Origin of the sequence: Thermomonas sp. (assembly GCF_046293095.1) — a bacterium.
GTDB lineage: Bacteria > Pseudomonadota > Gammaproteobacteria > Xanthomonadales > Xanthomonadaceae > Thermomonas.
This window is the reverse complement of the sequence record NZ_JBKBPN010000001.1, coordinates 384803-403269: the sequence shown is the minus strand read 5'-3', so window position 1 is coordinate 403269 and position 18467 is coordinate 384803. Positions and strand designations below refer to the sequence as shown.

At 68.9% G+C, this 18467-nt stretch carries 15 protein-coding genes and 1 tRNA gene; 10 read left to right on the top strand and 6 right to left on the bottom strand.

The window, feature by feature from the left end; translation table 11 throughout:
• Positions 1-13: 13 nt before the first annotated feature.
• The 3 genes from ACK4SG_RS01985 to uvrA form a co-directional block, all read right to left on the bottom strand.
• Positions 14-772, bottom strand: a complete 759-nt coding sequence (locus tag ACK4SG_RS01985) for an enoyl-CoA hydratase/isomerase family protein (protein WP_409599181.1) — start codon at positions 770-772, stop codon at positions 14-16.
• A gap of 66 nt (positions 773-838) precedes the next feature.
• Positions 839-1267, bottom strand: coding sequence for an acyl-CoA thioesterase (locus ACK4SG_RS01980; protein ID WP_409599180.1), 429 nt, complete (start codon positions 1265-1267; stop codon positions 839-841).
• Positions 1264-4158, bottom strand: a complete 2895-nt coding sequence (gene uvrA / locus ACK4SG_RS01975; RefSeq protein ID WP_409599179.1) for an excinuclease ABC subunit UvrA — start codon at positions 4156-4158, stop codon at positions 1264-1266. Before uvrA ends, ACK4SG_RS01980 begins: the two co-directional genes overlap by 4 nt.
• Positions 4159-4489: 331 nt before the next feature.
• On the opposite strand from uvrA, the gene rplU reads away from it, so the two are divergent.
• The 3 genes from rplU (at position 4490) to obgE (ending at position 6275) form a co-directional block, all read left to right on the top strand.
• Positions 4490-4807, top strand: a complete 318-nt coding sequence (gene rplU, locus ACK4SG_RS01970; RefSeq protein ID WP_374555723.1) for a 50S ribosomal protein L21 — start codon at positions 4490-4492, stop codon at positions 4805-4807.
• A gap of 12 nt (positions 4808-4819) precedes the next feature.
• Positions 4820-5080: a 50S ribosomal protein L27 gene (gene rpmA, locus ACK4SG_RS01965; RefSeq protein ID WP_374555721.1), complete on the top strand. Its 261-nt coding sequence runs from the start codon at positions 4820-4822 to the stop codon at positions 5078-5080.
• A gap of 130 nt (positions 5081-5210) precedes the next feature.
• Positions 5211-6275: a GTPase ObgE gene (obgE, locus tag ACK4SG_RS01960; protein ID WP_409599178.1), complete on the top strand. Its 1065-nt coding sequence runs from the start codon at positions 5211-5213 to the stop codon at positions 6273-6275.
• A 127-nt stretch (positions 6276-6402) separates the two neighbouring features.
• Here the strand turns inward: obgE and rpsT are convergent, their stop codons facing one another.
• Positions 6403-6672 (bottom strand): 30S ribosomal protein S20, encoded by a 270-nt coding sequence (gene rpsT, locus ACK4SG_RS01955; RefSeq protein WP_409599177.1) that lies wholly within the window; start codon positions 6670-6672, stop codon positions 6403-6405.
• Between the two features lie 191 nt (positions 6673-6863).
• Here rpsT and murJ point away from each other — a divergent pair, with 191 nt between their 5' ends.
• The 7 genes from murJ (at position 6864) to radA (ending at position 15501) form a co-directional block, all read left to right on the top strand.
• Positions 6864-8453: a murein biosynthesis integral membrane protein MurJ gene (gene murJ / locus ACK4SG_RS01950; RefSeq protein WP_409599176.1), complete on the top strand. Its 1590-nt coding sequence runs from the start codon at positions 6864-6866 to the stop codon at positions 8451-8453.
• Positions 8454-8505: 52 nt separating this feature from the next.
• Entirely contained in the window at positions 8506-9489 is a 984-nt protein-coding gene (locus tag ACK4SG_RS01945; protein ID WP_409599175.1) for a bifunctional riboflavin kinase/FAD synthetase, read from the top strand.
• Between the two features lie 74 nt (positions 9490-9563).
• Positions 9564-12353 (top strand): isoleucine--tRNA ligase, encoded by a 2790-nt coding sequence (ileS, locus tag ACK4SG_RS01940; protein ID WP_409599701.1) that lies wholly within the window; start codon positions 9564-9566, stop codon positions 12351-12353.
• Positions 12353-12862: a signal peptidase II gene (lspA, locus tag ACK4SG_RS01935; RefSeq protein WP_409599174.1), complete on the top strand. Its 510-nt coding sequence runs from the start codon at positions 12353-12355 to the stop codon at positions 12860-12862. The genes ileS and lspA overlap by 1 nt, the downstream gene beginning before the upstream one ends.
• A 7-nt stretch (positions 12863-12869) precedes the next feature.
• On the top strand, positions 12870-13820 hold the full coding sequence (gene ispH, locus ACK4SG_RS01930) for a 4-hydroxy-3-methylbut-2-enyl diphosphate reductase (RefSeq protein WP_409599173.1): 951 nt from the start codon (positions 12870-12872) through the stop codon (positions 13818-13820).
• Positions 13821-13848: 28 nt separating this feature from the next.
• Positions 13849-13924, top strand: a tRNA-Thr gene (locus ACK4SG_RS01925).
• Positions 13925-14091: 167 nt separating this feature from the next.
• Positions 14092-15501: a DNA repair protein RadA gene (gene radA, locus ACK4SG_RS01920; RefSeq protein ID WP_409599172.1), complete on the top strand. Its 1410-nt coding sequence runs from the start codon at positions 14092-14094 to the stop codon at positions 15499-15501.
• Positions 15502-15522: 21 nt separating this feature from the next.
• Here the strand turns inward: radA and ACK4SG_RS01915 are convergent, their stop codons facing one another.
• Together ACK4SG_RS01915 and ACK4SG_RS01910 are read right to left on the bottom strand one after the other, a co-directional pair.
• Entirely contained in the window at positions 15523-17088 is a 1566-nt protein-coding gene (locus ACK4SG_RS01915; RefSeq protein ID WP_409599699.1) for a DHA2 family efflux MFS transporter permease subunit, read from the bottom strand.
• Positions 17089-17244: 156 nt separating this feature from the next.
• Entirely contained in the window at positions 17245-18465 is a 1221-nt protein-coding gene (locus ACK4SG_RS01910) for an efflux RND transporter periplasmic adaptor subunit (protein WP_409599171.1), read from the bottom strand.
• Positions 18466-18467 lie beyond the last annotated feature (2 nt).

Below are 18467 nucleotides of genomic sequence, written 5' to 3'. Positions count from 1 at the left end.
GCCGGCCGTGTCCCTACTTTCCGATCCTGGCCAGCATCGCGCGCAGCGCCGCCTGGGTGTCCGGATGCGACCACTGGGCGACGAAGCGGGGCAGGTCGATACGCTCGTCCGCCAGTGCGGCGATGACGTCGCGGCGGGCGATGGCGCGGGTGTCCAACATCGGCATGTGCGGCAGCTGGAGCAATTCCTCCAGCCAGGCGCGCGCGCGGACCGCCACTTCGTCGATGTGGACCAGCTCGTCCACCAACCCGATCCGCAGGGCTTCGGCGGCGTCCGGCATCGCGCCGGCCACCAGCAACCGCTCTGAACGGTGCGGGCCCACCACGCGGGCCAGCAGGGCCTGGATGCCGTCCGGGGCCACCAGGCCGACCTGGGTCTCGTTAAGCCCGATCCGGTACGGCCCGTCGGCCAGGATGCGGTAGTCGCAGCACAGTGCCAGCACGCAGCCGCCGGCCGGGGCGTGCCCCGCCATGGCCGCGACCACGGGCACGGGGCAGGCGGCGAGTGCGCGTGCGGCCTCGAAGAACGCCGTCCATGCCTGCAGCAGGGCGTCCCGGTCGTCACCCAGCGACAGCAGGTAGGGCACATCGAGGCCGGCGGAGAACACCTTAGGCCCGCCTGCCAGCACGATGCCGCGCGCGCCGAGCGCGAGCGCCTCACGCAGGGCCTGCACGAGGTCGGCGCACAGCGCGGGGTTCAGCGCGTTGACCGGCGGTCGCGCCAGGCGCAGCTCGTGGATCGTGCCGTGGACGGTGGTCTGGATTAGGGACATGCGCAGTATCCGGTGTGGGATGAAGCATCATAGGCCCGCCATGGCGCGGGCCACGGGAGGGGCGGTTCAGGCCGTGGGTGCGGCGAGCAGCCGCTCGGAGGCGCGGCGCACGCAGTCGGGCAATGGCGTCGGCCGCCCGTCCCGGCGCCCGATCCAGACCACTACCACCTGGCCGTCGCAGTGCAAGGTGCCGTCGGCGGCCACGATGCGATGGCCAATCACCACGCTGCTGGTGCCCAGTTTCTCCGTGAAAAGCTCGACGAAGACGTTTGCCGGGTACTCGATCGGGCGCTTGAAGTTCAGCGTGGCCGAGGCCACCACCGGCGCGGCCTCCTCGGTCATCCAGGGCTCGTCGATCGTCTCGAACCACTCGATGCGCGCCTGCTCCAGGAAGGTCAGGTAGCGCGCGTTGTTCACGTGGTTGAAGGCGTCCAGGTCGCTCCAGCGCAGCGGGATGGGCGCGCGGAACACGGTGGGGGGCGTGGTCGGGGTCATGCGGTGGCCTTTTTCCTGCGGGGCGTGGGCGCCGAGCGTGCCGGATGTTTTTCGAGCAATGGCGCAAGGAACCGGCCTGTGTGCGAGGCCGGATGGGCGGCGATCTGCTCGGGCGTGCCGACTGCGATGATCTGGCCGCCGCGGTGGCCGCCCTCGGGGCCGAGGTCCACCACCCAGTCGGCGGTCTTGATCACGTCGAGGTTGTGCTCGATCACCACCACCGTGTTGCCGTCGTCGCGCAGCTTGTGCAGCACGCCCAGCAGCGCCTCGATATCGTGGAAGTGCAGCCCGGTGGTGGGCTCGTCGAGGATGTACAGGGTGCGGCCGGTATCGCGGCGGGACAGCTCCTTGGACAGCTTCACGCGCTGCGCCTCGCCGCCGGACAGCGTGGTCGCGCTCTGGCCCAGCTTGATGTAGCTCAGGCCCACGTCCATCAGTGTTTCCAGCTTGCGGGCGATGCTGGGCACCGGCTGGAACAGCTCCAGCGCGTCCTCCACGGTCATTTCCAGCACGTCGTGGATGTTGTAGCCCTTGTAGCGGATCTCCAGCGTCTCGCGGTTGTAGCGCTTGCCCTGGCAGACGTCGCAGGGAACGTACACGTCGGGCAGGAAGTGCATCTCCACCTTGATCAGGCCATCGCCCTGGCAGGCCTCGCAGCGGCCGCCGCGCACGTTGAAACTGAAGCGGCCTGGCGAATAGCCGCGCGCGCGCGCCTCCGGCACCTGCGCGAACAGTTCGCGCAGCGGGGTGAACAGGCCGGTGTAGGTCGCCGGATTGGAGCGCGGGGTGCGGCCGATCGGCGACTGGTCGATATCCACCACCTTGTCGAACAGGTCCAGTCCGACGACGTCCTTGCAGGGCGCCGGTGTATGCGAGGCGCCGTTGATCTCGTTGGCGGCCAGCGCGAACAGGGTGTCGTTGATCAGGGTGGATTTGCCCGAGCCGGACACGCCGGTGATGCAGGTGAACAGCCCGGAAGGAATCTCCAGATCCACGTCCTTCAGGTTGTTGCCGCTGGCGCCCTTCAGCTTCAGCAGCATCTTGCGGTTGGGCGCGTGGCGCTGGGACGGGACCTCGATGCGCCGCTTGCCGGACAGATACTGGCCGGTGAGCGAGCGCGGCGCCTTCAGCACGTCATCCAGCGTGCCCTCGGCCACCACCTCGCCGCCGTGCACACCGGCGCCGGGGCCGATGTCCACGATGTGATCGGCCAGCCGGATCGCGTCCTCGTCGTGCTCGACCACGATCACGGTATTGCCCAGGTCGCGCAGGCGGGTCAGGGTAGCCAGCAGGCGCTCGTTGTCACGCTGGTGCAGGCCGATCGACGGCTCGTCCAGTACATACATCACGCCGACCAGGCCGGCGCCGATCTGGCTGGCCAGGCGGATGCGCTGCGCTTCGCCGCCGGACAACGAATCGGCCTTGCGCTCCAGGGTGAGGTAATCGAGGCCGACGTCCACCAGAAAGCCCAGCCGCTCGCGGATCTCCTTGACGATCTTGGTGGCGATCTCGCCACGCCAGCCGGGCAGGGACAGGCCGTCGAAGAACGCCAGGCAGGCGTCGATCGGCAGCACCGCGATCTCGTGCAGCGGCCGGTCGGCCACGAACACATTGCGGGCCTGCCGGTTCAGGCGGGCGCCGCCGCACTCGGGGCAGGGGCGCTCGCTGATGTATTTCGACAACTCCTCGCGTACCGCCGCGCTCTCGGTCTCGCGGTAGCGGCGCTCCAAGTTCGGCAGGATGCCCTCGAAAGCATGCTTGCGCTGGTACTTGCTGCCGTTCTCGCTGACGTAGGTGAGCTGGATCACGTCGTCACCGCTGCCGTGCAGGACGATGTTGCGGATCCGCTCGGGCAGCTGCTGCCACGGCGTGTCCACGTCGAACCTGTAGTGCTTGGCCAGCGACGCGATCATCGAGAAGTAATAGGCGTTGCGACGGTCCCAGCCGCGCATCGCGCCGGCGGCCAGCGACAGCTCGGGATGCGCCACCACCTTGGCCGGATCGAAGAACTGCGCCACGCCCAGGCCGTCGCAGCCCGGGCAGGCGCCGACCGGTGAGTTGAACGAGAACAGCCGCGGCTCGAGCTCCGGCAGCGAGTAGTCGCAGACCGGGCAGGAATAGCGCGAGGAGAACAGCAGCGGGGCGCGCTCGGCCTCGTCCATCGACTGCACGATGGCCATGCCGTCGCCCAGCTTCAGCGCGGTCTCGAACGACTCCGCCAGCCGCTGGCGGAGGTCGGACCGCGGCTTGAAGCGGTCGATCACCGCCTCGATGGTGTGCTTCTGGCGCAGGCCCAGCGGCGGCACCGCGTCGATCTCGTGCAGCACGCCGTCCACCCGCACCCGCACGTAGCCCTGCGCGCGCAGCTGGTCGAACACCTGCTGGTGCTCGCCCTTGCGCTCGCGCACCACCGGGGCCAGCAGCATCCAGCGCTGGCCGGCCAGTGCCGGATCGGCCTCCATCGCCAGCACCTGGTCCACCATCTGGCTGACGGTCTGCGCCTCCAGCGGGAAGTGGTGGTCCGGGCAGCGCGGGCTGCCCACGCGCGCGTACAGCAGGCGCATGTAGTCGTGGATTTCGGTGATGGTGCCGACCGTGGAGCGCGGGTTGTGGCTGGTCGATTTCTGCTCGATGGAAATGGCCGGCGACAGGCCTTCGATGTGGTCGAGGTCGGGCTTGTCCATCACGCTGAGGAACTGCCGGGCGTAGGCAGACAGCGATTCCACGTAGCGGCGCTGGCCTTCGGCGTAGATGGTGTCGAACGCCAGCGACGACTTGCCCGAGCCGGACAGGCCGGTGATCACGATCAGCTTGTCGCGCGGCAGGTCGAGATCGATGTTCTTGAGGTTGTGCGTCCGTGCGCCGCGGATGCGGATGTAGTCCAGGGCCATCGGGATGTCCTGCGGGTGGGGGAGGCCGGCGCCGGGCGCAGGCCAATCGGGAAGCGTAGCGAGGGGGCGATTTGGGGGCAAATCGCGGGATTGCCAGTTTCGCTGGCGGGCGTCGCCCGGGATGAGACGGGCGTCGGTGCCGTCCGGATGCAGCGGCCACCCGTCGGGCGGGCCGCATGGAGGAAGTGCATTCCGCCCGTCCGGTGGGCGGGTTGACCCTAACCCGCTGAATCCGCTACAATTCCGCTCCTGTCCGCCCTCGATGGCGGCAGGCCCTGCGCAAATCCGGCGACGGGCACCCAGAAGAACTACAGAACCGAGAGACTCCAACATGTACGCAGTACTGGTCACCGGCGGTAAGCAATACCGCGTGATGCAGGGCGAAACGCTCCGCGTCGAGAAGCTCGAAGCCGAAGCCGGCAGCGAGATCACCCTGGACAATGTCCTGATGCTGGGCGACGCCGACGGCATCAAGCTGGGCGACGCGCTGAAGGGTGCCGCCGTCACCGCGAAGGTCGTCGGCCACGGCCGCGCCGACAAGGTGCGCATCGTCAAGTTCCGCCGCCGCAAGCACCATCGCAAGCAGATGGGCCACCGGCAGCACTACACCGAAATCCAGATCACCGGCATCGCCGGTGGCAGCAAGTAAGGAGACGCAGTCATGGCACACAAAAAGGCTGGTGGTTCGACCCGCAACGGCCGCGACTCGAATCCGAAGTACCTGGGCGTGAAGCTGTATGGCGGCCAGGCCGTTGAAGCCGGCAACATCATCGTCCGCCAGCGCGGCACCCAGTTCCACCCGGGCACCGGTGTGGGCCTGGGCCGCGACCACACCCTGTTCGCGCTGATCGACGGCACGGTGGAGTTCTCCACCAAGGGCCCGAAGAAGCGCCGCACGGTCAGCATCGCCGCTGCGCAGTAAGCGCCGCCGATGCCGTGCGAAGAACCCCGCTTCGGCGGGGTTTTTCGTTTCCGCCCGCCCCCGTACCGCCGTCCCGGCGGGCGGTGCCCGGCAAACGCGATAAGCTCCCCTCCACGCTCCTGGTTCCCATATGAAACTCGTCGACGAAGCTGAAATCACGGTCACCGCCGGCAATGGCGGCAACGGCTGCATCGGGTTCCGCCGCGAGAAGTTCATCCCGCTGGGCGGGCCGGATGGCGGCGACGGCGGCGCCGGCGGCGACGTCTGGCTGCAGGCCGACGAGAACCTCAACACCCTGGTCGATTTCCGCCACCAGACCAAGTTCAAGGCCCAGCGCGGCGAAAACGGCATGGGCCGGCAGATGTACGGCAAGGCCGGCGAGGATACCGTCATCACCGTGCCGGTTGGCACCGTGGTCCACAACGTGGACACCGACGAGATCATCGGCGACCTGACCACCCACGGCCAGCGCCTGCTGGTGGCCAAAGGCGGGCAGGGCGGCCTTGGCAACATGCACTTCAAGAGTTCGGTCAACCGCTCGCCGCGCAAGGCCACGCCGGGCGGCGAGGGCGAGACCCGCACGCTGCGGCTGGAGCTGAAGTTGCTGGCCGACGTGGGCCTGCTGGGCTTCCCGAACGCCGGCAAGTCCACCTTCATCCGCGCGGTGTCGGCGGCGACGCCGAAGGTGGCGGACTATCCGTTCACCACGCTGTATCCGAACCTCGGCGTGGTCAGCGTGGAACCGGGCCGCAGCTTCGTGATTGCCGACATCCCGGGCCTGATCGAGGGCGCCGCCGACGGTGCCGGCCTTGGCAGCCTGTTCCTGCGCCATGTCCAGCGCACGCGGCTGCTGCTGCACCTGGTGGACATCGCCCCGATGGACTACGAGGGCAGTGCGGTGTCACCGGTCGAGCAGGTCCGCGCCATCGAGCGCGAGCTGCGCAAGTACGACCCGGACATGCTGGAAAAGCCCCGCTGGCTGGTGCTCAACAAGGCCGACCTGATGTTCGAGGACGAGGCCCGCGAGGCGGCCGAGAAGATCGTCAACGAGCTTGGCTGGACGCAGCCCTGGTACCTGGTCTCGGCGCTGGGCCGCGAGGGCACCTGGCCGATCATGCTGGCGGTGCAGGCCTTCTTCGACCGCCTGCGCGCGGACGAGCTCGAGGCCAGGGCCGAGGCCGATGCCGGCGGCTAACGGCGCCGTGCGGCCGGGCGTCCCCGGGGCAGGCCAAATCGTTTCCGATCGCTGCGCGTCCGGTTGGGGCGCGCCAACAAAAAGCCCCGCCGGAGCGGGGCTTTTTGCCGAATCCTGCCGCAGGGCGTCAGGCGGCCTTGAGCGCCTTGATGCGGGCGGTCAGCCGGGCCTTGTGGCGGGCAGCCTTGTTCTTGTGGATCAGGCCGCGGGCGGCGAAGCGGTCCAGCAGCGGCTGGGCAACGGCGAAAGCTTCGGCGGCACCGGCGGCATCGTTGGCGTCGAGCGCCTTGATCACCTTCTTGACGGCGGTGCGCAGCTGCGAACGCTGGGCGACGTTGCGGGCATTGCGCACGACGGTCTGCTTGGCGCGCTTCTTGGCGGACTTGATGTTGGCCACTGGGAAAATCCTGGGAAGTCTTGGGTTTTGGCTACGGGGATCGTCCGCTGGCACAATGGCCCACGAACGAAGGATTCGGGTAGACCAAGAATTATGGACGATTCAATGGCTTGGGTCAACAAAGGGCGCCCGGCGCCCACGGAGCGGGCATGAGCGGCGGTACGGCGGGGGGCGGAGCGCGCCCGCGCAGCATGACGCGCGGGGTCCTGTCGTTCGGCGGCATGACCATGCTGAGCCGGGTGTTCGGGCTGATCCGCGACCAGGTGTTCAACACGACCTTCGGCACCACCTGGATGACCGACGCGTTCTGGGTCGCGTTCCGGATCCCCAATTTCATGCGCCGGCTGTTCGCCGAGGGCTCGTTCTCGACCGCCTTCGTTCCGGTCTTCACCGAAATCAAGGAAACCCGCGATCACGCCGATCTGAAGGCGCTGATGGCGCGCACCGCCGGCACCCTGGGTGGGGTGCTGCTGCTGGTGACGGCGCTGGGCATGCTGTTCGCCCCGCAGCTGGCCACCGCCTTCACCCAGGCCGATCCGGCACCGGGGCAGGACCAGCTGATCACCACGCTGCTGCGGCTGACGTTCCCGTTCCTGCTGTTCGTTTCCCTGACCGCGTTGGCGGCCGGCGCGCTGAACAGCTTCCAGCGTTTCGGCTGGCCGGCGTTCACCCCGATCATCCTCAACCTGTGCATGATCGCCGGCGCACTGTGGGGGTCGAAGCTCACCGATCCGCCGATCCTGGCGATGGGCTGGGCGATCCTGGCCGCTGGTGTGCTGCAACTGCTGTTCCAGCTGCCCCAGCTGGCCCGGTTGGACCTGCTGGCGCTGCCGCGCTGGGGCTGGCGGCATCCCGACGTGCGCAAGGTCGTACGCCTGATGGTGCCGACCTTGTTGGGCTCCTCGGTGGCGCAGGTCAATCTGCTGTTCGACACCTTCATCGCGGCGATGCTGGTGCACGGCTCGCAGAGCTGGCTGTCCACCGCCGACCGCTTCCTGGAGTTCCCGCTGGGCGTGTTCGGCATCGCGCTGGGCACGGTGATCCTGCCGACGCTCTCGCGCCACCACGTCAATACCGACCGCGACGGCTTCTCCAAGGCGCTGGATTGGGGGCTGCGCACCACGCTGCTGATCATCCTGCCGGCGATGCTGGGGCTGATGCTGCTGGCACTGCCGCTGGTGTCCACCATCTTCCAGTACGGCAAGTTCACCGCCGACGCCGCGCGCATGACCGCGCTGTCGGTGTTCGGCCTGAGCTTCGGCCTGCCGGCGTTTGCGCTGGTCAAGACCGTGTTGCCGGCGTTCTACGCCCGCCAGGACACCCGCACGCCGGTGCGCGCGGGGCTGGTGGCGATGGTGGCCAATATGGTCTTCAACGTGGCCCTGCTGGCGCTGCTGTACCTGCTGTGGGTGCCGGACGCGGCCAAGGCCGAGGGCGTCATGGCCACCCTGGCGCGGGTGCCTGGCCTGCATTTCGCGCTGGGCATCGCGTCCGCACTGTCCAGCTACCTGAACCTGCTGCTGCTGTGGCGCTGGCTGCGCAAGGCGAACGTGTTCGACCTGCAGCCGGGCTGGGGGCGGTTCCTGCTGCGGATGCTGCTGGCGAACGCGGCGATGGCCGCCGCGGTGCTGGCCGGCTTGCACCTGGCGCCGGAGTTCACCCAGGCCGACAAGTGGGCCCGGATCGGCTGGCTGGGCCTGCTGGTCGGCGGCGGCGCGGCGACCTATGCGCTGGCGCTGCTGGTGCTGGGGTTCCGGCCGCGCGATTTCCGCGAGCATTGAGGCGCCGGCGGGGCGGTCCGGCCGGCGCGGCGCCGTTATACTGCATCGCGTCATGACCTTCCTTTTTCGCGATGCCAGCCCCTCGCCGGGGCACGGGCGGGCATTCTGCCCGCAGGGCAGCGTGGTCTGCATCGGTGCCTTCGACGGCCTTCACCTGGGCCATCGTGCGCTGGTCGGCCGCGCTGTCGAGCGCGCACGCGCGCTGGGAGTGCCGGCGGTGGCGCTGGGCTTCGAGCCGCTGCCGCGCGAGTTCTTCGCCCGCGAGGCCAGGCCGCCGCGGCTGATGCTGGCGCGGGCCAAGGTCGAGGGCCTGCGCGCGCTGGGCTGCGAAGGCGTCGGCCTGTTGCGCTTCAACGCGGCATTGGCGGCGATGCCGGCCGAGGACTTCATCCGGCAGGTGCTGGTGGAGCAGCTGGCCGCACACGAGGTGTGGGTGGGCCCCGAGTTCCGTTTCGGCAAAGGCCGCGCGGGTGATCTGGCGCTGCTGCAAGCGCAGGGCGCGGCGCTGGCGGCGTCTGGCCGGGGCTTCACCGCGCACGAGATCGCGCCCGTCCATGTGGAGGGCGAGCGCGTGTCCAGCACGCGCATCCGCGCCGCGCTGGCGGCGGGTGAATTCGTACATGCGGCGCGCCTGCTCGGCCGGCCGTATGCCATCGGCGGCCGCGTCGTTCACGGCCAGCAGCTGGGCCGCACGCTGGGTTATCCCACCGCGAACCTCCGCTACGGCGGGAAGATCCCCGCGCTGCGCGGCATTTACGCCACGTGGGTGCATGGCGTCGGCGATGCACCCTGGCCGTCGGTCTCCAGCTTCGGCACCCGGCCCACCGTGGACGGCGTGGAGCCCTTGCTGGAAGCCCATCTATTCGATTTCGCCGGCGACCTGTACGGACGCCGCATCGAAGTCGAGTTCGTCGCGAAACTGCGCGACGAGGAAAAATTCCCCGACTTGCACTCGCTGGTGGCGCAGATGCACCAGGACGACGCGCAGGCGCGGGCCATCCTTCACCAACACGAACCACAGCGAGCCATCGCGTGAGCGACCAACGTAGCGACAAGAGCGGGGACAACCCGTACAAGGCCACCATCCTGCTGCCGGAGACCGCGTTCCCCATGCGCGGCGACCTGCCCAAGCGCGAGCCCGACACGCTGGCGCGCTGGGAAGCCGAGGGCCTGTACGCGCAGATCCGCGAAGTGGCCAAAGGCCGCCCGCAGTTCGTGCTGCATGACGGCCCGCCCTACGCCAACGGCGCCATCCACCTGGGCCATGCGGTCAACAAGATCCTCAAGGACATCATCGTCAAGTCGAAGACACTGGCCGGCTTCGATGCGCCCTACATCCCCGGCTGGGACTGCCACGGCCTGCCGATCGAGATCGCGATCGAGAAGAAGTGGGGCAAGGTGGGCACCAAGCTCGATGCCGCCGCGTTTCGCCAGAAGTGCCGCGAGTACGCGACCGAGCAGATCGAGGTGCAGCGCCGTGACTTCAAGCGCCTGGGCGTGCTGGGCGACTGGGAGCATCCCTACCGCACCTTGGACTTCAGCTTCGAGGCCGACGAGATCCGCGCGCTGGCCAAGGTGGTGGAGAACGGCCACCTGCTGCGCGGCGTGAAGCCCGTCTACTGGTGCTTCGACTGCGGCAGCGCGCTGGCCGAGGCGGAGATCGAATACCAGGACAAGGTGTCGCCGGCGATCGACGTGGCGTACGCCGCGCGCAACCCGCAGCAGGTCAGCCGTGCGTTCGGCAGCGAGCTGCCCGAGGGCGTGGAAGTGGCGCTGCCGATCTGGACCACCACGCCGTGGACACTGCCCGCGTCGCTGGCGATCTCGCTGGGGCCGGAGCTGCCCTATGTGCTGGTGGAAGGCCCGGCCAAGGCCGACGGCACCCGCCGCTGGCTGGTACTGGCCGAAGCGCTGGCAGAGAAGGCGTTGAAGCGCTACGGCGTGGACGAAGTCGTGGTGCTCGGCCACGCGGTCGGCGAAAAGCTGGAAGGCATGCTGTTCGGCCACCCGTTCTATGCCGAGCGCGACATCCCGGTGCTGCTGGGTGACCACGTCAGCGCCGAGGACGGCACCGGTGCGGTGCACACCGCGCCCGGCCATGGCCAGGAAGACTTCGTGGTGTCGCAGAAGTACGGCCTGGTCGGCAAGGTCAGTGCCGCGCAGCTCAACCCGGTCGATGGCCGCGGCGTGTACCTGCCTTCGACGCCGCCGGCAGGGAATGTCGATCTCAGCCAGCTGCACGTGTGGAAAGCGAACGACGCGCTGGTGGAGGTGCTGCGCGACAACGGCGCGCTGCTGGCCTTCAGTAGGCTCACCCACAGCTATCCGCACTGCTGGCGGCACAAGACACCGATCGCGTTCCGCGCCACCCCGCAGTGGTTCATCTCGATGGACCAGGCGCACCTGCGCCGCGACGCGCTGGAGGCGATCAAGACGGTGAAGTGGTACCCGGAGTGGGGCCAGGCGCGCATCGCCGGCATGGTCGAGGGTCGCCCGGACTGGACGATCTCGCGCCAGCGCACCTGGGGCGTGCCGATCACGCTGTTCGTGCACCGCGAGACCGGGGATATCCATCCGCGCAGCGTCGAGCTGATGCGGCAGGTGGCCGACCGGGTGGAGCAGGCCGGCATCGACGTCTGGTATTCGCTGGATGCCGCCGAGCTGCTGGGCGAAGAGGCCACGCAGTACGACAAGATCATCGACATCCTTGATGTCTGGTTCGACTCCGGCGTCACCCACGAAGGCGTGCTGGCCGCGCGCGGACTGGGCAAGCCGGCCGACCTGTACCTGGAGGGTTCCGACCAGCATCGCGGCTGGTTCCAGTCGTCGCTGCTGACCGGCGTCGCCATCGACAAGGCGGCACCCTACCAGCAGTGCCTCACCCACGGCTTCACCGTGGACGAGCACGGCCGCAAGATGTCGAAGTCGCTGGGCAACGGCATCGAGCCGCAGGACATCATGAAGACGCTGGGCGCCGACATCCTGCGCCTGTGGATCGCCTCCGCCGACTACAGCAACGAGATGTCGCTGTCGCAGGAGATCCTCAAGCGCAATGCCGATGCCTATCGCCGCATCCGCAACACCGCGCGCTTCCTGTTGGGCAACCTGCACGGTTTCGACCCGGCGCGCCACCTGCCGCCGCTGGAGCGCATGGTGGCGCTGGACCGCTGGATCGTGCACCGCGCCTGGCAGGTGCAGGAAGAGATCGCCGCGGCCTACTCGCGCTACGACTTCGCGGCGGTGGTGCAGGCGCTGATGAACTTCTGCAGCGTGGACCTCGGCTCGCTCTACCTGGACGTGACCAAGGACCGCTTGTACACGATGCCGGAGGATTCCGCCGGTCGTCGCAGTGCGCAGGGCGCGATGTACCGCATCGCCGAGGCTTTCGCGCGCTGGATCGCGCCGGTCCTGAGCTTCACCGCCGACGAGATGTGGGGCCACCTGCCGGGCGAGCGCGCCGGCAACGTGCTGTTCACCACCTGGTACGACGGCCTGGCGCCACTGCCGGCCGATGCCGCGCTGTCCGAGCGCGATTTCGAAGGCCTGCTGGAATTGCGCGAGCAGGTCACCCGCGCGCTGGAGCCGCTGCGCGCGGAAGGCCTGATCGGCGCAGCGCTGGAGGCGGAGATCGAACTGCGCTGCAACGTGGCCGACCAGAACTGGCTGGCACCGCTGGCCGACGAGCTGCGCTTCCTGCTGATCACCGGCGATGTGCGCGTGGTGCCCGATCCCGAGGCCAAGGGCGGAATCGGCGTGCTGGCGCAGCCGACCGCCAAGCCCAAGTGCGTGCGCTGCTGGCACCACCGCGAGGACGTGGGCGCGCATGCTGCGCATCCACTGCTGTGCGGACGCTGCGTGGCCAATGTTGACGGTCCGGGTGAAAACCGGGTGTGGTTCTGATGGCCGCATCGACTGCTCCCAAGAAGAATGCGCTGCCTTGGCTGGCGGTGTCCGCGCTGGTGCTGGGCCTGGACCAGTGGTCGAAGGCCTGGGTGCTGCGTGCGCTGCCGGAATTCACCGCGGTGCCGGTCATCGACGGATTCTGGAACTGGTACCGCACCTACAACACCGGTGCGGCCTTCAGCTTCCTGGCCGATGCCGGCGGCTGGCAGAAGTACGTCTTCATGGTGCTGGCCTTCGGCATCAGCGGCCTGATGGTCTGGATGCTGGCGCGCACGCCGCGTGGCGACTGGAAGCAGGCGCTGCCGCTGGCGCTGGTGATCGGCGGCGCGGTTGGCAACGTGATCGACCGCTTCCTGCACGGCCACGTGGTGGATTTTATCCAATGGCACGTGGGCCAGCACTACTGGCCCGCGTTCAACATCGCCGACTGCGCGGTGGTGGGCGGTGCCATCGGCATCGCGCTGTTCGGCCTGCTGGCGGGCAAGCCCGCACCGAAGGGCGGATAATCCCGGCATGGACGTCCTGCTCGCCAATCCACGCGGTTTCTGCGCCGGCGTCGACCGCGCCATCGAGATCGTCAAGCGCACCCTGGAGGTCTTCGGTGCGCCCATCTACGTGCGCCACGAGGTGGTACACAACAAGTTCGTGGTGGACGATCTGAAGGCGCGCGGCGCGGTGTTCGTCGAGGAGCTCGACGAGGTGCCGGACGGCGCCACCGTCGTGTTCAGTGCCCACGGTGTCTCCCAGGCGGTACGCGCCGAGGCGGAGCGTCGCGGCCTGCGGGTGTTCGACGCGACCTGTCCGCTGGTGACCAAGGTCCACCTGGAAGTCAGCCGGCAGAGCCGGCGTGGTCGCGACATGGTGCTGATCGGCCATGCCGGCCACCCGGAGGTGGAAGGCACGATGGGGCAATGGCGCAGCGATGGCCAGACCGGGCGCATCCACCTGGTTGAAGATATCGACGATGTTGCCGCCCTGATGCTGGACCAGCCGGACAACTGCGCCTACACCACCCAGACCACGCTCAGCGTGGACGATACCCGCGACATCATCGCCGCGTTGAAAGCAAAATATCCCGCCATCCAGGGGCCGAAGCACGATGACATCTGCTATGCCACCCAGAACCGCCAGGATGCGGTGCGGGAGCTGGTGCGGGACGGCTGCGACGCGGTGCTGGTGGTGGGGTCGCCCAACTCGTCGAATTCCAACCGCCTGCGCGAGCTGGCCGAGCGCGAGGGCGCCGCGGCCTGGCTGATCGACAATGCCGAGCAGATCGACCCGGCCTGGATCGCCGGCCGCCGCCGGGTTGGCGTCACCGCCGGCGCCTCGGCACCGGAAGTGCTGGTGCGCGGGGTGCTGGAGCGTCTGCATGCGCTGGGTGCCGCGGACGTGCGCGAGCTGCACGGCGAGCCCGAGAGCATGGTGTTCGCCCTCCCCAAGGAGCTGCGGCAGCTGGCGCCCTGACCCGGCACCGGCTACAATCGCCGGCCTCGCCGGAATAGCTCAGTTGGTAGAGCGGCGCATTCGTAATGCGTAGGTCGCAGGTTCGACTCCTGTTTCCGGCACCAGCTTGACCGCCAAGGCCGCCTCGCAAGGGCGGCTTTCGCGTTTCGGGTCTTCGCGGAGTGTTCGGCGCCGCCGGGCCGGGCACCCATCCAGCACGTACCGTCTCGGCAAGTGCGACGCGCGCCGGCTAAAGTCACCGATACTCCCGGACCCGGACCCGGATCGATCGATGGCCAAGTCTCCCGCCGCAAGCCCGTCTTCCGCCAAGCGCCGCACTGCCTACGTCTGCTCCGAATGTGGGGCCGATTACGCCAAGTGGCAGGGACAGTGCGAGGCCTGCGGGGCGTGGAACACGCTGTCGGAGATCGCGCTGGAAACGGCGGCACAGGCCAGGTCGCCGGCTTCGCGCCGCAGCGGCTGGGCGGGCAAGGTGGACGCGCCGACGATCATGGCGTTGGCGGACGTGCAGCTGGACGCGCGCGCGCGCGCTTCGACCGGCATCGGCGAGTTCGACCGGGTGCTGGGCGGCGGGCTGGCGGAGGGCGCGGTGGTACTGGTCGGCGGCGACCCCGGCATCGGCAAGTCCACCCTGCTGCTGCAGGCGCTGGCGCAGATGGCGCCGACATGGCCCGGCCTGTACGTCACCGGCGAGGAGTCGCTGGCGCAGGTGGCCGGTCGCGCGCAGCGCCTCGGTCTGCCGCTGGACGGGCTGCAGGCGCTGGCCGAAACCTGCGTGGAGCGCATCCTCGAACACGCCATGGCCGCCAGGCCGCGGCTGCTGATCGCCGACTCCATCCAGACCCTGTGGACGGACACGCTCACCGCCGCGCCGGGCTCGGTGTCGCAGGTGCGCGAATCGGCCGCCCGGCTGGTGCGCTTCGCCAAGGAAACCGGCACCGCGGTGTTCCTCGTCGGGCACGTGACCAAGGAGGGCGGCATCGCCGGTCCGCGCGTGCTGGAGCACATGGTGGACGCCGTGCTGTATTTCGAAGGCGACTCCGGCAGCCGCTTCCGCGTGCTGCGCGCGTTCAAGAACCGCTTCGGCGCGGTCAACGAACTGGGCGTGTTCGCGATGTCCGACGGCGGCCTGCGCGAAGTGTCCAACCCGTCCGCGATCTTCCTGTCCGGCATGGGCGCGCCGCAGCCCGGCAGCTGCGTGATGGTCACGCGCGAAGGCACGCGTCCGCTGCTGGTGGAGGTGCAGGCGCTGGTGGACGCCTCGCCGCTGTCCAATCCGCGCCGCGTCGTCGTCGGGCTGGAGGGCAACCGGCTGGCCATGCTGCTGGCGGTGCTGCACCGCCACGGCGGGGTGATGGTGGGCGACCAGGACGTGTTCGTGAACGTGGTCGGCGGCATCCGCGTGCAGGAAACCGCCGCCGACCTGCCGGTGCTGCTGGCGGTGCTGTCGTCGCTGCGCGACGCGCCGCTGGCCGGCAAGACCATCGCCTTCGGCGAGGTGGGCCTGAGCGGCGAGATCCGCCCGGTGCCGAACGGCGAGGAGCGCCTCAAGGAGGCGGCGACCCACGGCTTCAAGCGCGCCATCGTGCCGAAGGCCAACGCGCCCAAGTCGGGCAGCTACAAGGGCATGGAGGTGGTGCCGGTGGCGCGGCTGGCCGATGCGCTGGAGGTTGCGGGGTGACATGGGCGGTGGGAGCAAGACTCAGTGCCCGCCGCCTGTCGCCGCGCCACCCATCTTCGCGTCGAACGGCGGACGCGCCAGCCAGACGAACAGGATCACGCAGAGGAAGATGATTCCGAGCAGGTGGAAGATCTCGTTGAAGCCAAGCTGGGCTGCCTGGTTCGAGATCATCCGCTCCAGGGCCGCAGCGCCGCGCTGCATGTCACCGCCGCCGTACTGCGCCACCGCCTGCATCACCGTCGGGTCCAGCGACGACAGCCGCTCGGTCAGGTGGGCGTGGTGCACCGCGCCGCGTTCGCTCCAGGCATAGGTGGTGAGCGAGGCCGCGAAGCTGCCGCCCAGCGTGCGCACGAACGTGGCCAGGCCGGAGCCTGCGGCGATCTCGTGCGGCTCTAGGTCGGACAGCAGGATCTGCAGCACCGGCATGAAGAACAGCGCCACGCCCAAGCCCTGGAACAGCTGCACCAGGGCGACGTGCTGGAAGTCCACGTCCAGGTTGAAGTGGGAGCGCGCAAAGCTGGTCAGTGACATCGCGATGAAGGCGAAGCTGGCCAGGATGCGCAGGTCGAAGCGGTTGGCGTACTTGCCGACGAAGGGCGTCAGGATCACCGGCAGGATGCCGATGGGCGCCGTGGCGAAGCCGGCCCAGATGGCGGTGTAGCCCAGGTTGCGCTGCAGCCACAGCGGCACCAGGATGCCGACGCTGAAGAACGCGCCGTAAGCCACCATCATTGCGATGGTGCCGGAGCGGAAATTGCGGTGGCGAAACAGGCGCAGGTTGACGATCGGGTCCTTGTCGGTCAGCTCCCAAATCACGAACACCGTCAGCGCAATGGCCGAGACGATGGCCAGCGTCACGATGGTGGGCGAGGCGAACCAGTCCTCGTCATTGCCCAGATCCAGCAGGACCTGCAGCGCGCCCACCCCGACCACCAGCGTGGCCAGACCGATATAGTCCATCTTGGGCTTTTCCAGCCGCTCCGGCCGCCCCTTCAGCTGCGAGCCGACCACCGTGCTGGCGAAGATGCCGAGGGGAATGTTGATGAAGAAGATCCATTCCCAGCTGTAGTTGTCGGTGATCCAGCCGCCCAGGATCGGCCCGGCGATCGGCGCCACCACCGTCACCATCGCCAGCAGCGCGATCGCCTGCCCGCGCTTGGCGGGCGGATAGATCGACAGCAGCAGCGCCTGCGTCACTGGGTACATCGGGCCGGCCACGAAGCCCTGCAGGGCGCGCGCCACCACCAGCAGGCCCATGCTGTGGGCGATGCCGCACAGGAACGAGGCGAACACGAACGCCAGCGTGGACCACATGAACAGCTTGCGCTCGCCGAAGTGGCGGGTCAGCCAGCCGGTCAACGGCAGCGCGATCGCGGTACTGACCGCGAACGAGGTGATCACCCACGTGGCCTGGTTGGCGCTGCCGCCGAGGTTGCCGGAGATGGCCGGCAGCGACACGTTGGCGATGGTGGTGTCCAGCACCTGCATGAAGCTGGCCAGCGCCAGCCCCAGCGTGGTCAGCGCCACGTTGGGCGGGCGGAAATCGGAAGGATTCGCCTTGGCTTCGGGGCCGGGCGGCAGTCCCATCGATTCTTCTTGCTGGGCGATGGTGTTGGCCATGGGGGCTCGTTGCTAGGGAAGGTGCAGGAGCGGCAACGCGGTGGCTGCCGGCCGGGCGGGATCCGTCACCCAGAGGGGGAGGGGAGGGAACGGGCGCCGCCGGCGCGACTCCTGCGAAGTCGGTCAGGACGCGCGGCCCTGCGGCAGGTTGCCGGCGATGATGCGCTCGATCAGTGCGTTGGCGTCGTGCAGCTGGCGCGCATAGGCGTCGGTGGTCAGCACCGGCTTGTCGGCCGGCGCGGCCGGCAGCACGGGGCCGCTCTGGTCATGCACATCCACGTCCACCGCCATGCTCATGCCGAGGCGCAGCGGGTGGTCGCGCAGTTGCTTCGGCTCCAGCTGGATGCGCACAGGGATGCGCTGCACGATCTTGATCCAGTTGCCGCTGGCGTTCTGCGCCGGAAGCAGGGCGAACGCGCTGCCGGTCCCCAGGCCCAGGCTGACCAGCTTGCCGTTGAAGGTGACGTCGCTGCCGTACACATCGGCGGTCAGGGTCACCGGCTGGCCCAGGCGCATGTTGCGCAGCTGGGTTTCCTTGAAGTTGGCATCCACCCAGACCTGCTCCAGCGGGATTACCGCCATCAGCGGGCTGCCCGGCTGCACGCGTTGGCCCAACTGCACGCTGCGCTTGGCGACAAAGCCATCGACCGGCGCCACGATGGCCGCGCGCTGCAGGTTCAGATAGGCCTGGCGCAGCTGTGCGGCAGCGGCCTGCACCTGGGGCTGGCTGGCTACAGTGGTGGCGTCGACCAGCGCGCGGTTGCGCGAGAGCTGCCCGCGCGAGGCCGACAGCGCGGCTTCCGCGGCCTTCAGCTGGGCCTGCGCATGCGCCAGTTCCTCGGAAGACACCGCGCCGCTGGCGACCAGCCCGCTGCGGCGTGCGACGTCGGCGCGCGCCTGCTGCAGCGCCACTTCGCGCGCGGCGATGTCGGCCTGCGCGCTGTCCACGCTGCTGAAGAGGCCGCGGACCTGGCGCACCGTTGCCGCAAGGTTGGCTTCGGCCTGTTCCAGCGCTACCTGCGCATCGTTCGGGTCCAGCTGCACCAGCACCTGGCCTGCCTTCACCCGCATGCCGTCGTCGGCGTTGATGGAGACCACCGTGCCCGGCGTCTGCGCGGTGATGCTGACGATGTTGCCCTGCACGTAGGCGTCATCGGTGTCCTGGTGCCAGCGGGCGACCAGCAGGTAATAGGCGAGCCAGGCGATGCCGGCGACGACGACGATGGCCAGCAGGACCAGCAGGGCACGGCGCCGCTTGCCCTGTGCGGGCGTCCGCGTGACCTGCGAGGGCGGCAGCGGGGCGGCCGGGCCGGTGGAGGTGTTCGGAGTGGATTCGGTGGTCATGG